The organism is Streptomyces sp. 1222.5 (assembly GCF_900105245.1).
Classification (GTDB): domain Bacteria; phylum Actinomycetota; class Actinomycetes; order Streptomycetales; family Streptomycetaceae; genus Streptomyces; species Streptomyces albidocamelliae.
On sequence record NZ_FNSZ01000001.1, the window covers coordinates 2,658,937 to 2,673,160 of the forward strand.

8 protein-coding genes are annotated in these 14,224 nt (G+C 74.8%); 1 reads left to right on the plus strand and 7 read right to left on the minus strand.

The window, feature by feature from the left end; all coding sequences use genetic code 11:
- Nucleotides 1-164 precede the first annotated feature (164 nt).
- A complete protein-coding gene (locus BLW57_RS11805; RefSeq protein ID WP_093474250.1) occupies nt 165-3,473 on the plus strand; it encodes an SCO5717 family growth-regulating ATPase in 3,309 nt (1,102 codons plus the stop codon).
- 99 nt (nt 3,474-3,572) lie between these two features.
- On the opposite strand, the gene BLW57_RS11810 is transcribed toward BLW57_RS11805, so the two are convergent.
- The 7 genes from BLW57_RS11810 to BLW57_RS11840 all read right to left on the minus strand — a co-directional run bounded on the left by BLW57_RS11810 (nt 3,573) and on the right by BLW57_RS11840 (nt 14,114).
- Nucleotides 3,573-4,520, minus strand: coding sequence for a bifunctional riboflavin kinase/FAD synthetase (locus BLW57_RS11810; RefSeq protein WP_073890140.1), 948 nt, complete (start codon nt 4,518-4,520; stop codon nt 3,573-3,575).
- A 130-nt stretch (nt 4,521-4,650) separates the two neighbouring features.
- Nucleotides 4,651-8,295 carry a trypsin-like peptidase domain-containing protein gene (locus BLW57_RS11815; RefSeq protein WP_093474252.1) on the minus strand — a complete coding sequence of 1,215 codons (3,645 nt, stop codon included), beginning with the start codon at nt 8,293-8,295 and terminating at the stop codon, nt 4,651-4,653.
- A 358-nt stretch (nt 8,296-8,653) separates the two neighbouring features.
- Nucleotides 8,654-9,559, minus strand: coding sequence for a tRNA pseudouridine(55) synthase TruB (truB, locus tag BLW57_RS11820; protein ID WP_093474253.1), 906 nt, complete (start codon nt 9,557-9,559; stop codon nt 8,654-8,656).
- On the minus strand, nt 9,556-10,023 hold the full coding sequence (rbfA, locus tag BLW57_RS11825) for a 30S ribosome-binding factor RbfA (RefSeq protein WP_073890134.1): 468 nt from the start codon (nt 10,021-10,023) through the stop codon (nt 9,556-9,558). The genes truB and rbfA overlap by 4 nt, the downstream gene beginning before the upstream one ends.
- Nucleotides 10,024-10,063: 40 nt before the next feature.
- Entirely contained in the window at nt 10,064-10,360 is a 297-nt protein-coding gene (locus BLW57_RS11830; protein ID WP_093474255.1) for a DUF503 domain-containing protein, read from the minus strand.
- Nucleotides 10,361-10,550: 190 nt separating this feature from the next.
- Nucleotides 10,551-13,670, minus strand: a complete 3,120-nt coding sequence (infB, locus tag BLW57_RS11835) for a translation initiation factor IF-2 (RefSeq protein WP_093474256.1) — start codon at nt 13,668-13,670, stop codon at nt 10,551-10,553.
- A 147-nt stretch (nt 13,671-13,817) separates the two neighbouring features.
- Nucleotides 13,818-14,114, minus strand: a complete 297-nt coding sequence (locus BLW57_RS11840) for a YlxR family protein (RefSeq protein WP_093474258.1) — start codon at nt 14,112-14,114, stop codon at nt 13,818-13,820.
- Nucleotides 14,115-14,224: the final 110 nt, after the last annotated feature.

Sequence of the window (14,224 nt, forward strand, 5' to 3'; positions counted from 1 at the left end):
TTAGGCTGGGGCAGGGCACGTCGCGTGCTCCCGCGAGCCGGGGGTCGCGCGCTCCGCGGCAGCCGGGGTCCAGTGGCCCCGGCGGGAAGCCCGGCGAATCGTACGACAGGAACGGTCGCCCCCCAGGCATGGCATGAGGGTGCTCGACCACACCAGGAGGAACTGTGAACAGCGATCGGGACGGGATCCGCGGGGGCTGGGCGACACCCGACGACGACCAGACCGACGCGGAGTCCGGCATCGAGATGACGGGCGAGTTCACGATCGACTACGCGCCGCCCGCCTGGTACACGCAGAACGCGTCGGGTGCGTCCGGCACGTCGCCGTCGGCGCCGGTGCCGCCTCCCGCGGGCGCTCCCACCCCGCCTGCCGCGGCCGCCACCCCGGCCGTGCCTCCGCCGCCGGTCGGTCCGCCGGTGGAGATTCCGGACCTGCCGCCCGGCAGCGGCTTCCAGCCGGCCTGGGGGTCCGAGCCGGCCCCCGCCGCACCGCAGGGCCCCGCCACACCGCCGCCCGGGCCCACCCCTGCCGCTCCGCAGCCGCCGGCCGTTCCGTCCGAGGCCCCGGCCGCTCCGGCCGTCTCGTCCTTCACCTCGGGCGGAGAGGACGGCGACAACGGCGACCTCGTCAGCGGCGCGACCATGCGGATCTCCGCCTCCGCCCTGAAGCGGGAGATCGCGGAGCGGGCCGCGGCGGAGGAGACCTCCACCGCGCGGCCCGCCGAGCCCACCCCGGAGCAGCCCCCGGGTGACACCGCGTCGGCGGTGAGCGCGGCCGGTGCCGACGGTCCGGAGACGGACGCCACGGCCGACGCCACGGACGAGCCTTCCGCCGCGGTCACGGCCCACGAAGGCGCGCAGGACGACGCGGACGGTGAGGCGCGAGGCGGCGCGGACGCGACGGCCGAGGACGCGCAGGCCGATTCCGGCAAGGACGACGAGGAGTTCGGGCTCGCCCCGGCCCACGTCGTGACCGCCCCCGGATCCGCCTCCGGAGCCGACGACACGGCCGGTTCTCCGGCGGCAGCGGCGGACGCGGACGGCGTGCGGACCGACGGTGTGTCACCGGACGCCCCGGCGCCGAGCGCCCAGGCCCAGCCGCCGGCCCCGGAGAGCGCCGGCACCCCGACGGCCGAGGCGCCCGACGCGAACACCGCCCCGGCCCCGGCCGGCCCCGCACCGGTGACGGGCGCCGACGCGGCCCAGGCCGCCCCCTCCGCCGCCGAGGACGCCGCCGCGGCTCCGCACACCCCCGCGGCCACGAGCCCCGCGGCAGCCGCCCCGAGCCCCGCCGCACCGGAGCCCCGGGCCGCCTGGACTCCCCCGCCCGCGCCGCAGGACGGCATGCCTCCGCTGCCGCCCTCGTACCAGCCCGCCGCCCCGGCCCCGGCGGCTCAGTGGCCCGCACAGCCCGCGCCGCAGCAGCCCGGCCCGGTTCCCGGGCAGCCGCACCCCGCGGCCGCGCAGGGGCCCGTCGGCGTGCCCGGCCAGCAGCCGCCGTTCCAGCCGCAGCCCCCGCAGCCCGCGCCCGCCGCCTGGAACCAGCAGAACCAGCCCGCCCCGGCCCACCAGCCCGGCGCGCCCGTCCCGCCGACCGCCGCGCAGGCCGGACCCCAGCCGGCCCCGACGGGCCCCACCCCGCCCGGCGGCTACGGCTTCCCGCAGCCCGACGCCCAGCCCGCACCGGGTGGTTACGGTTTCCCGCAGCCCCCTGCACCGCAGCCGGCGGCCACCGCGCAGCCCGGTACCCCCGAGCCGCAGCCCGCGCCGGGTGGGTACGGCTTCCCGCAGGCCCAGCCGCCGCAGGTCGCCCCCAACGGACCCGCCCCGGCGGCCGGTTACGGCTTCCCGCAGCCCGGCGTCACCGACCCGCACGCGCAGCCCGGCGGTTACGGCTTCCCGCAACCCCCGGCGCCGCAGCAGCCCGCTCACCAGCAGTCCGCTCCCCAGCCGCCGGCACCGCAGCCGGCCGCCGCCCCACAGGCGCAGCCCGGCGGTTACGGCTTCCCGCAGCACCCCGGGCACCCCCAGAACCCGGAGCCCGCCCAGGCGCAGCCGCAGCCCCCGCACGCCCCGGTCGACCCGCGTACCGGGGCCGCGTGGCCGCAGCCCGTGCAGCACGACCAGCGGCAGCCCACCAACCCCGGTGCCGCCCCGCTGGGGTACAACGCCGCCGTGGAACTGTCCGCGGACCGGCTGCTCAACAACAAGCGGCAGAAGGCGCGGAGCGGCCGGCCCGCGGCGGCTTCCTCCCGGTTCAAGCTGGGCGGCAAGAAGGAGGAGGCCGAGCGGCAGCGCAAACTGGAGCTGATCCGCACGCCGGTGCTCTCCTGCTACCGGATAGCGGTCATCAGCCTCAAGGGCGGCGTCGGCAAGACGACGACCACCACCGCGCTGGGCGCGACCCTCGCCACCGAGCGGCAGGACAAGATCCTCGCCATCGACGCGAACCCGGACGCCGGCACGCTCGGGCGGCGGGTGCGCCGGGAGACCGGGGCCACCATCCGTGACCTCGTCCAGGCGATCCCCTACCTGAACTCGTACATGGACATCCGCCGGTTCACCTCGCAGGCGCCCTCCGGTCTGGAGATCATCGCCAACGACGTGGACCCGGCCGTCTCGACCACGTTCAACGACGAGGACTACCGGCGCGCGATCGACGTGCTGGGCCGGCAGTACCCGGTGATCCTCACCGACTCGGGCACGGGCCTGCTGTACAGCGCCATGCGCGGGGTGCTCGACCTCGCCGACCAGCTGATCATCATCTCCACCCCGTCCGTCGACGGGGCGAGCAGCGCCAGTACGACGCTGGACTGGCTGTCCGCGCACGGGTACGCGGACCTGGTGTCCCGGTCCCTCACCGTGATCTCCGGGGTCCGCGAGACCGGCAAGATGATCAAGGTCGAGGACATCGTGTCGCACTTCGAGACGCGGACCCGCGCTGTCGTGGTGGTGCCGTTCGACGAGCACCTGTCCGCCGGTGCCGAGGTCGACCTCGACATGATGCGGCCGCGGACGCGGGAGGCGTACTTCAACCTCGCGGCCCTGGTCGCCGAGGACTTCGTACGGCACCAGCAGGCGCACGGGCTGTGGACCAGCGACGGCAACCCGCCGCCGGTGGCCGCGCCGCCCATGCCGGGCCAGCCGCTGCCGGGCCAGCCGTACGCGCAGGGCCAGCAGCCGTATCCCCCGCAGCAGGGCCAGCAGCCGTACCCGCAACAGCCCGGTCAGCCGCAGCCGTACCCGCCGCAGCAGGGCCAGCCCTACCCCCAGCCGTACCCGCAGGCCGGGCCCGGACAGCCGTACCCGCAGGCCGCCCCGGGTCAGCCGTACCCGCAGGCACCGCAGGGTCCGTACCCGCCGGTGCAGGGCGAGCAGCCGCAGGGGCAGCCGTACCCGCCGCAGCCCGGCCACCCGCAGCAGGCGGCGCAGCCCGGGGCACAGCCTCCGCAGGCCCAGCCGCCGCAGCAGTAGGACACACGACGAGAGGGCGGCCGGTGCTGAGCACCGGCCGCCCTCTCGTGTCGTGTCCGTGTCCCCCGGTCGGTGGGCCGCCGGTGGGACGTGCGGCGCCTACTCCTCCGCCGCCACGATCTCCCGGCACCGCTTCACGTCCGCGGCCATCTGCTCGAGCAGGGCCTCCAGGGACGCGAACTTCGCCTGGCCGCGCACGTAGGCGAGGAAGTCCACGCCGACGTGCAGGCCGTACAGGTCGAGGCCGACGCGGTCGATCGCGTACGCCTCCACCGTGCGCTCGGTGCCGTCGAACTGCGGGTTCGTGCCCACGGAGATCGCGGCCGGCATGGCCTCGCCCTCGACGTGCAGATAGCCGGCGTAGACGCCGTCGGCGGGGATCGCGGTGTGCGGCAGGGTCTCGACGTTGGCGGTCGGGAAGCCCAGCTCACGGCCGCGCTGGGCGCCGCGTACGACCACGCCCTCCACGCGGTGCGGGCGGCCCAGGATCTCGCGGGCGCCCTCGACGTCGCCCTCGGCGACCAGGCGGCGGGTCAGGGTGGAGGAGAACGGCTGGCCGCCGCCGGCCTCGCCGCTGACGTACAGGTCGACGACCTCGACCTCGAAGTCGTAGATCTTGCCCTGCTCGACGAGGAAGTCGACGTTGCCGGCCGCCTTGTGGCCGAAGCGGAAGTTCGGGCCCTCCACGACCGCCTTCGCGTGCAGCTTGTCCACCAGGACCTTCACGACGAACTCGGCCGGCGACAGCTTCGAGAACTCGGTGGTGAAGGGCAGGATCAGCACCGCGTCCACACCCAGGTCCGCCATCAGTTCGGCGCGGCGGTGGTGCGCGGCGAGCAGCGGCGGGTGGCTGCCGGGCCGGACGACCTCGCTGGGGTGCGGGTCGAAGGTGACCACGACGGCCGGGACGCCCAGCTCGCGGGCCCGGTCGACGGCGTGCTTGATGATCAGCTGGTGGCCGCGGTGGACGCCGTCGTAGGAACCGATGGTGACGACGCTGCGCCCCCAGTCCTGGGGGATGTCCTCCAAGCCACGCCAGCGCTGCACTGTGACCGCTCCTCGAACCCGTGTCCGTGTCTACCTTGACCTCTTGTGCAGGTCTAAGGGTGCCATGCCGAGCGCTCCGGGCCCGCATCGGCCGGTGGGCTGTGACGGGGCGCACGTTCGCGGCGGCGACTCAGGCAGGTACGCGTACGCCCGCCAGGTTTTCGAGCATGCGCCGGGTGCTCGGGCCGACCACGGCGGCCCAGTCGTCCGGGGCGTCCGCCAGCCAGCGAGCCATCAGCGCGGCGAATCCGGGCACGTGCCGGCCGAGGTCGACCAGGCCCCGGTCGAAATGGGTGGCACCTTCGGGGGTGCGCACGAGGAGCAGTCCGGTGCGGTGGACGAGTCCGCGGGCCTCCTCCTCGTGGCCGTCCACGTGCTCGGCCGCCGCGTGCAGGACGGCGTCCAGGACCGACGGCTCCCGCTCGTGGGCGAACAGGAACTCCAGGAGTTCGCGGCGCAGCGGACGGCACGCCGGGGTGCCGACGGCGGCGAGGACGGTGGCGAGGGCCGCCCGGACCTGCTCGGGGCCGCCGTCCAGCAGGCCGGTGACGAGGGGCAGCAGGACCGGGCGGGCAGTGGGTCCGTGTGCCAGACGGCGGTCGACATAGGCGGCGAAGGGCCCGGCTGTGTCCGGTCGCAGCCGTACCGCCTCCCGGACCAGGACGGCCGTACGGCGGGCCAGGGCGGGGGTGGAGACGTCGGCGAGCGCCCGCAGGGCCTCTCCGGCGTCGGGGCCGCGCAACCGGGCCCCGAAGGCCTCCAGGACCGGCTCGGGATGGGTGGCCAGCGCGGGCACCAGGGCGCTCGGCGGGACCCGTGGGTCGCCCTCGGCGAAGTGCCGCAGGGCCGCCGTCAGATGCCGGTCGCGGGTGCGCGGGTCGCGGACCAGGAGGGCGAGGGCACCGCCGTGCAGGGTGCAGTCGGCGGGCCGGGCGAGCAGGGCGAGTGCGGCGTAGCGCAGCAGCTCGCGGTCCGCCTCGGAGTGGACGTGCGGGGCCGCGCGCAGCCCGAACGCGACCGCGGCGACCCGGCGGGCCGGGCGCTCGTCGTGCGCCCAGCGGTCCACGGCCCGGCAGAGGGCGGAGGGCTCGTCCTCGGCGAGGGTGGCGAGCAGTTCGTCGGCACGCCGGTGCGCGCACGACACCAGTACCTCGGTGAGCTCGTCCAGGGCGCCGTGCCGGTGGGTGTGCAGCAGCGCCTGCGCGGCGGTGGCCACGGTCGCGTCGGGCGTCGCGGGCAGCGGCCGCTCGTCGTCGAACCAGTGCGTCAACTGCCGCTGTACGACGGCGGGACGGTCGGCGAGCAGCCGGGACACGGCGTCCAGGTAGCGGGCGCCGGGCGCGGGCGGTGCCTGGTCCGCCAGCACCAGGCGGCGCAGCAGATCGAGCCGCTCGGTGTCGGGGACCGGTACGGCGGCCCAGAAGTCGGGGCCGAACTCGACGGGCACGGGGCGCTGTTCGCGGCGCATGGCGACGACACGGTCCGCGAGCGCGCGCAGCACCCCGGTGTACGGCGTCGCGTCGGGCATCTGGAGAAGGGTGTGCGCCAGCAGCCGTGCGGCCCACCAGGACTCCGGGTCCCTGTCCAGGGCGTCGGCCAACTCCGTCAGCCTGTGCGCGAGTTGTTCGGTGCCGTGCTGCTGGGCGAGGAGCAGCAGGGCCTGCACGACCGGGCCGACGCGATGACGCGGTACGGGGACGGTGCCGTCCTCCTCCGCGCGGCGGGGCCGGTGGACCAGGGCGTGCAGGGCCTCGTCGAGATCGAGGTGCGTGCCCTGGATCCAGTCGGCCAGTTCCTCGTGGGCGAAGCGGTAGCCGCCGCCGGCCGGGACGAGGAGGCCCTCGGTGAGGACGGCGGAGGCCCAGCCGGTGCCGCCGCCGAGCCGGGCGGGCGCGGGGCCCCAGGGGAACACGGCCTCGAAGGAGGCGCGGTCCAGTTCGCCCTGCCCGGGGCCGAGGCTGCGCCGGGCGGCCTCGTGCACCTGTCCGGCGACCCGGGCGGCGAGCCGTCGTACGGCCGTGCCGCGCAGGCCGCTCTCGGCGGCGAGGCGGACCGCCACGCGCAGGCACATGAGGTCGAGGTGGGCGGCGAACACCTCGTGCCGTCCGGCCGGGACGGCGGCGGCCGGGGCGTCCGGAACGGCGGCGAGGACCTCGGACAGCAGGCGCAGGGTGAGCGGGTGCCGGGCGTCGCGCTCGCCGAGCAGGCCGTCGGGGATGCCGTAGCGGGCGCGGGCCAGGCGGGCCTCGTCGTCGGTGAGCTCGGCGAGCCGCACGCAGGGCGGAAGCGGTGCGTCGCGGCCGGCGGTGTCGCCCGCCTCGTCCGGGGCGGGGTCGGTGGCCGCCGGGTCGGCCGGCACCTGCGGCGGGCTCACGTGGCCGACGGGGCCGCTCGGCGCCGGGGGCGGGCCGGGGCGGCGGTGCGGGAGGTGCAGCAGGTCGGCGGGGAACTCGGTGCCGGCGTGCTCCCAGTACTCCTCCCGGCAGGCGACGACCAGCCGTGCCCCGGTCTCCCGCAGCCAGTCCGCGGTCCTCCCGGTCCACTGCGGCAGCCGGTGGGCGAGGACGGGGGGCATCTCCTCGGGGCCGTCGAGGAGGAGCAGCAGGGGGCGGCCGGCGCGGGCGGCGAAGCGGGCCAGGTGTTCGGGGGTGAGGTCGCCAAGGTCGTCGGGGCGGGCGGAGCGGGAGGCGGCGACGATGCGGGCGGCGCGCTCCAGCATGCGGCGGGCCGCGTCGGCCACGGAGTCGTCGGTGGCCTCCAGGTCGGCGCCGCGCAGCCACAGCGTGGGCGCGGGCCGCTCGCCCCGGGCACGCCGGGCGGCGAGGGCCGCGAGTTCCGTCGTACGGCCGCTGCCCGGTGCGCCGACGAGACCGAGCACGCTCCGGTCGCCGTCGGTGAAGGCGGTCAACTCGGCCGTGACGCCGGCTCGTTCGACGGGCGGCACCGCGCCGGCCGCGGCACGGTGGGGGCCGTCCTGGGCCACCGAGGTGGCGGTCAGCTCCAGCATTCCGGCCGGGTTCAGGTCGCTGCCGTAGGCCGGGACGGTGGCCGCGTTGCGGGCGAGGAGACCGGCCAGGGGGCCGTCGGCGGGCCGCAGGGGCACCGCGAAGCCCGCGTCGCTCCGGTCGCTCCGCAGGGCGGTGCCGAGAACGCCGAGGACCGCGCCGGTACGGGCGTCGAGCACGGGTCCCCCGGCCGCCCCGCCGCCGAGCCGGAGCGCGTCCCGCCCGGCCGTGCCGATGGCCAGTTCCAGGGCGTCCTCGAGGAGGTGGAAACGGTCGGTGGCGGTGTACGTGACCTGGGTGGCGGCCAGTACCCGGGCCTCGCGCCAGCAGCCCGCGGGGATGCGCACGTAGGTGCCGGCGTCGATGCGCTCGCGCACGGTCAGGGGCAGCGGGGGCACGCCCAGGCCCTCGGTGCGCACCAGGGCCAGGTCCAGGTGGGGCAGCGGGACGACGGCGTCGGCGTCGACCACGCAGGTGCGGTCGCCCGCCGCGTGGAGCACGAGCCGGGGCAGCCCGTCGACGGCCTCGTGACTGGTGAGCAGGGTGCCCTCGTGGTCGGCGAGGAAGCCGAGGCCGCGTGGCCGGCCGGCGAGGTCGCGGATCCGGACGAGGACGGTGTCGTCGGGGCAGGCGGTGTCGCGTGCGCCGGCCGCCGCCGCCCGCCGTCTGTCCCCCGCCGCGTTCGTCCGCGTCTCGTCCGTCGTCGTCCGCCGCGTACCGTCCGCCGTCGTCCGGCGCCCGCCTCCGGTGCGCGGGCCCCGTCCCGTCATGGCCGTACCTCCCCGCCCGTACACGTGCCTTGTTCACGACGGTAGGCGCGCGGTGATCGGCGGGACAGATCGCGCGGGGAACGCGCCCCCTTCCGCTCCCCCCGTTCACTCCGAGCGCCTGCCCGGACGGGTGAATAGGAGCGAGTCGCTGGATATCCCTAGGGAGGGGGGAACGAGGGGGGACCGTGGAGCGGCGGCAGGGGCTACCCCCGTGGCCGGCCGCCGCTCCACGGGCGACCGCCCAGGGCGGCGCCCGTGGCCGGCGGTGCGATGGGCGGGCGCGGACCGGAGGGGACCGTGCCGGGGACGGCCGGCGGCCGGCCCGAGCGGCCGAAGCCGTCGGCCGGAGAAGCGGCCGTCAGCCGAAGACGGCCAGGCTCTTCGCCTTGCCCTTGTGCTCTTCGACGAGGGCGAGCAGCCGGCCCTCGGGATCGAACACGGCGACGGGACCGCCGCCCGTGTATTCGCCGGGCAGTTCCAGCCGGACGCCGTTCAGCAGCAGCCGGGCCCGCTTGGCGTCGACCTCCCAGCGCGGAAAGGCGGCGGAAGCGGCGTCGGCGATCGGCATGACGGTCAGCTCCTCCTGGAGCCGGTCCAGCGTCTTCGCCGCGTCGATCTTGTACGGTCCGACGCGCGTCCGGCGCAGCGCGGTGAGGTGGCCGCCGACGCCCAGGTCCGCGCCGAGGTCACGGGCGAGGGCGCGGATGTAGGTGCCGGAGGAGCAGACCACGGACACGACCAGGTCCAGGACCTGGGTGCCGTCCTCGGCGACGGCGTCCCGGACGTCGTACACCGCGAAGGAGGAGACGGTCACCGGCCGGGCGGGGATGTCGAAGTCCTCGCCGTCGCGGGCCCGCTTGTACGACCGCACCCCGTTGATCTTGATGGCGCTGACCTTGGACGGCACCTGCATGATGGCGCCGGTCAGCTTGGCGATACCGCTGTCGATGGCGTCCCGGGTCACCCGGGACGCGTCGGCGGAGGAGGTGATCTCGCCCTCGGCGTCGTCGGTGACGGTGTTCTGGCCCAGGCGGATGGTGCCCAGGTACTCCTTCTCGGTCAGCGCGAGGTGGCCGAGGAGTTTGGTGGCGCGTTCGACACCGAGGACCAGGACGCCGGTCGCCATCGGGTCGAGGGTGCCGGCGTGGCCGACCCGGCGGGTCCTGGCGATCCCGCGCATCTTGGCGACCACGTCGTGCGAAGTGAAGCCCGACGGCTTGTCGACGATGACGAGGCCGTCGGGCGTGGTGTGCTTCTGGGTCATTCCGCGGCGTCGCCGTCCGTCTCGGTCGGGTCGGCCGTCTCGTCGGCCGGCTTGCGGTACGGGTCGGCACCGCCCGCGTACGCCGCGCCCGCGGAGGCCTCGCGGACCTTCTCGTCGGACTGCCGCGCCTTGTCGAGGAGGTCCTCGATGGTCCGGGCGGTGTCCGGCAGGGCGTCCGCGACGAAGGCGAGCGTCGGCGTGAACTTCACCCCGGCGGCGCGGCCGACCTCGGAGCGCAGGATGCCCTTGGCGCTCTCCAGGCCCGCGGCAGCGGCCTTCCGCTCCTCTTCGTCCCCGTAGACCGTGTAGAAGACGGTCGCCTCCCGGAGGTCACCCGTGACCCGGGTGTCCGTGATGGTGACGTGCGAGCCGAGCCGCGGGTCCTTGATCCCGCGCTGCAGCTTCTGGGCCACCACCTCCCGGATGAGGTCCGCCAGCCTTTTCGCCCGCGCGTTGTCGGCCACTGGTCCGTCTCCCGTTCTTTCTCTTGCTCGTGTTCTGTGGTCAGTCGTCGTCGTCGCCGTGGAAGCGCCGCCGTACGGACAGCAGCTCCACCTCGGGGCGGGCGGCGACCAGCCGCTCACACCGGTCCAGCACGTCGGTGAGGTGCGCCGCGTCGCCGGAGACCACGGCGAGGCCGATGATCGTCCGCCGGTGAAGGTCCGCGTGGTCCACCTCGGCCGCACTCACCGCGTACTTCCGCTGGAGTTCGGCGACGATCGGGCGGACGACGGAGCGCTTCTCCTTCAGCGAGTGCACGTCGCCGAGGAGGAGGTCGAAGGACAGGGTCCCCACGTACATGTGTGACCGGTTCACCCGCCGGTACGGGATCGATGGCCCCGGGACCGTGTGGCCGGGGACATCAAGAACCGTACAACGAAGCGGCCCACGCGATCGACGGATATTACGCTCCGTGAACCGCGCGCAGGGCCGCAAACGGCGCACCGGCCGACGGGACCGAGGTCCCGTCGGCCGGCACGCACCGTAGGCGTTACGCCCGCGGCTTCTCCCGCATCTCGTACGTCGCGATGACGTCGTCGACCTTGATGTCGTTGAAGTTGCCGAGGTTGATACCGCCCTCGAACCCTTCGCGGATCTCGGTGACGTCGTCCTTGAAGCGACGCAGACCGGAGATGGTGAGGTTCTCCGCGACCACCTTGCCGTCGCGGATGAGGCGCGCCTTGGTGTTGCGCTTGACCTCGCCCGACCGGACCAGGACACCGGCGATGTTGCCCAGCTTGGACGACTTGAAGACCTCGCGGATCTCCGCCGTACCCAGCTCGACCTCTTCGTACTCCGGCTTGAGCATGCCCTTGAGGGCCGCCTCGATCTCCTCGATCGCCTGGTAGATGACCGAGTAGTACCGGACGTCCACACCCTCGCGCTCGGCCATCTGCGCCGCGCGGCCGGCCGCACGGACGTTGAAGCCGATCACGATGGCGTCGGAGCCCATCGCCAGGTCGATGTCGGACTCCGTGACCGCACCGACGCCGCGGTGCAGGACGCGGATGTCGACCTCTTCGCCGACGTCCAGCTGGAGCAGCGAGGACTCGAGGGCCTCGACCGAACCGGAAGCGTCACCCTTGATGATCAGGTTCAGCTGCTGGACCTCGCCGGCCTTGAGCACCTTGTCCAGGTCCTCCAGCGACACGCGGCGCGTGCGCTTGGCGAACGCGGCGTTGCGCTCACGGGCGGCACGCTTCTCGGCGATCTGACGGGCCGTACGGTCCTCGTCCACCACCAGGAAGTTGTCACCCGCACCCGGGACGTTGGTCAGGCCCAGGACCTGGACCGGCGTCGACGGGCCGGCTTCGGCGACGTTGTTGCCGTTGTCGTCGAGCATGGCGCGCACGCGGCCGTAGGCGTCGCCCACCACCATCGTGTCGCCGACCCGCAGGGTGCCTCGCTGCACGAGGACCGTCGCCACGGCACCGCGGCCGCGGTCGAGACGGGACTCGATCGAGATGCCCTGCGCGTCCTGGTTCGGGTTGGCCCGCAGGTCGAGCGAGGCGTCGGCCGTGAGGACCACGGCCTCCAGCAGCGAGTCGATGTGCAGACCCTGCTTGGCGGAGATGTCGACGAACATGGTGTCGCCGCCGTACTCCTCGGCCACCAGGCCGTACTCGGTCAGCTGACCGCGCACCTTGGTCGGGTCGGCACCCTCGACGTCGATCTTGTTGACCGCGACCACGATCGGCACGTCGGCCGCCTTGGCGTGGTTCAGCGCCTCGACCGTCTGCGGCATGACGCCGTCGTTGGCCGCGACGACCAGGATCGCGATGTCGGTCGACTTCGCACCACGGGCACGCATGGCGGTGAACGCCTCGTGACCCGGGGTGTCGATGAAGGTGATCTTGCGCTCTTCGTCGTTGACCTCGGTGGAGACCTGGTAGGCACCGATGTGCTGGGTGATGCCGCCGGCCTCGCCCGCGATGACGTTCGTCTTGCGGATGGCGTCGAGCAGTCGGGTCTTACCGTGGTCGACGTGACCCATGACGGTGACGACCGGCGGGCGGACCACCAGGTCCTCCTCGTCGCCCTCGTCCTCGCCGAACTCGATGTCGAAGGACTCGAGCAGCTCGCGGTCCTCCTCCTCGGGGCTGACGATCTGAACCGTGTAGTTCATCTCGCCGGCGAGGAGCTGCAGCGTCTCGTCGGAGACCGACTGCGTGGCCGTGACCATCTCGCCGAGGTTCATCATGACCGCGACGAGCGACGCCGGGTTGGCGTTGATCTTCTCCGCGAAGTCCGTGAGCGACGCGCCGCGGGAGAGACGGATGGCCTCGCCGTTGCCGCGCGGCAGCATCACGCCGCCGACGCTCGGGGCCTGCATGGCCTCGTACTCCTGGCGCCTCTGCCGCTTCGACTTGCGACCGCGACGCGCGGGACCACCGGGACGACCGAAGGCACCCTGCGTGCCACCGCGGCCACCGGGACCACCCGGACGGCCACCGAAGCCGGGACGACCGCCGCCGCCACCACCGGGACCACCGGGACGACCGGCGAAGCCGCCGCCACCGCCACCGGGACCACCGGGACGACCGGCGAAGCCGCCGCCACCGCCACCGGGACCACCGGGACGACCGGCGAAGCCGCCGCCACCCGGACGACCGCCGCCGCCACCGGGACGACCGCCGCCACCGGGACCACGGCCACCGGGGCCACCGCCGCCGGGACGCGGGCCGGCAGCCGGACGCTGCGGCATCATGCCGGGGTTCGGGCGCGGACCGGCCGGGCCGGGACGCGGACCGCCCTGCGGGCGGGGCATGCCCGACGGCGACGGACGGGAACCGCCCGCAGCCTGCGGACGCGGACCGCCGCCCTGCTGGCCGGGAGCCTGCGGACGGGGACCGGCGCCGGGGGCACCGGGGCCGCCCGGCCGCGGGCCGCCCTGCGGACGGGGCGCCTGCGGGCGCGCCATGCCGGCGTTGCCACCGGACGTGAAGGGGTTGTTGCCCGGACGCGGGCCGGCCGGACGGGCGCCGGAGCGCGCCTGGCCACCACCACGCGGACCACCCTGGCCCGGACGGGCCGCCTGACCCTGACCCTGGCCGGGAGCCGGACGGCCACCGGGCTTCGGGGCACCCGGACGGGCGCCGGGACGCGGGCCCTGCGCGGCCGGAGCCTGCGGGGTCTGCGCGGCCGGAGCCTGCGGGGTCTGCGCGGCCGGAGCCTGCGGCGCCGGAGCGGCCGGCGGAGCGGTGAACTCCGGGGCGGCCGGGGCCGGACGCGGCGCGGGCTTCGGACCCGGGACCGGACGCGGGCCCGAGGCGGCCGGCGCGGGCGCCGACGGGGCCGCGGGCGCGGCCGGCTGCTGGGCAGCCGGGGCCGTCGGGGGCTTGGGAGCCGCCGGCCGCGGGGCAGCCGGACGGGCCGCCTGCGCCGGGGCGGGCGCGGCGGGCTTGGGGGAAGCCTTGCGGGGGGCGGGCTTGCCGGCGGACTTGCCGTTGCCACCGCCCTGGAAGGCGTCGGTCAGCTTGCGTACAACCGGCGCTTCGATGGTCGAAGACGCCGAACGGACGAATTCACCGAGTTCCTGGAGCTTGGCCATGACGACCTTGCTCTCGACACCGAACTCCTTGGCGAGTTCGTAGACCCGGACCTTAGCCACTTCGCTCCTTTGAGGTCCGGGTTGAAGCCGGACCGTCGCTAGTTCATGGGCGTACTCATCGCGTACTCATCGAGTGCTCATCGCAATCTCGACCTGCTTTCGACTCGCGAGGTACCAGGCCGCACGGGGGGTTCCGTACGACACGTCTTACGTCGTCGCCTGCTCGGCAACTGTTGTCCGCTCGACGTATTGGCGCAACGCCTTTGTGTCGAGCGCTCCCGGGACGCGCAGTGCCCGCGGGAACGCCCGGCGGCGTACCGCCTGGTCGAGACAGACCAGGGCGGGGTGTACATACGCACCCCGGCCGGGCAGCGTACCGCGAGGATCGGGGACGCATGCATCCTCGATCTTCACGATCCGCAGGAGATCGTTCTTGGCCGCCCGCTCCCGGCACCCCACACAGGTGCGTTCAGGGCATGCTCGGTCGTGCGTCCGGCCAGACACAGCTAAGTCTACCTCCCCGTACCGACCTCACCCCTTTGGGGGGGAGATCGAACGGATGTTGTCGTAATCGAAGCGGCCCGCGGCCGGGATCTATTCCCGGCCGCCGCCAC

What these genes read in the sequence shown, in the direction of transcription:
- BLW57_RS11815 (WP_093474252.1), bottom strand. Translation starts at nt 8,295, where the DNA reads ATGACGGGACGGGGCCCGCGCACCGGAGGCGGGCGCCGGACGACGGCG.
- truB (WP_093474253.1), bottom strand. Translation starts at nt 9,559, where the DNA reads ATGACCCAGAAGCACACCACGCCCGACGGCCTCGTCATCGTCGACAAG.
- BLW57_RS11830 (WP_093474255.1), bottom strand. Translation starts at nt 10,360, where the DNA reads ATGTACGTGGGGACCCTGTCCTTCGACCTCCTCCTCGGCGACGTGCAC.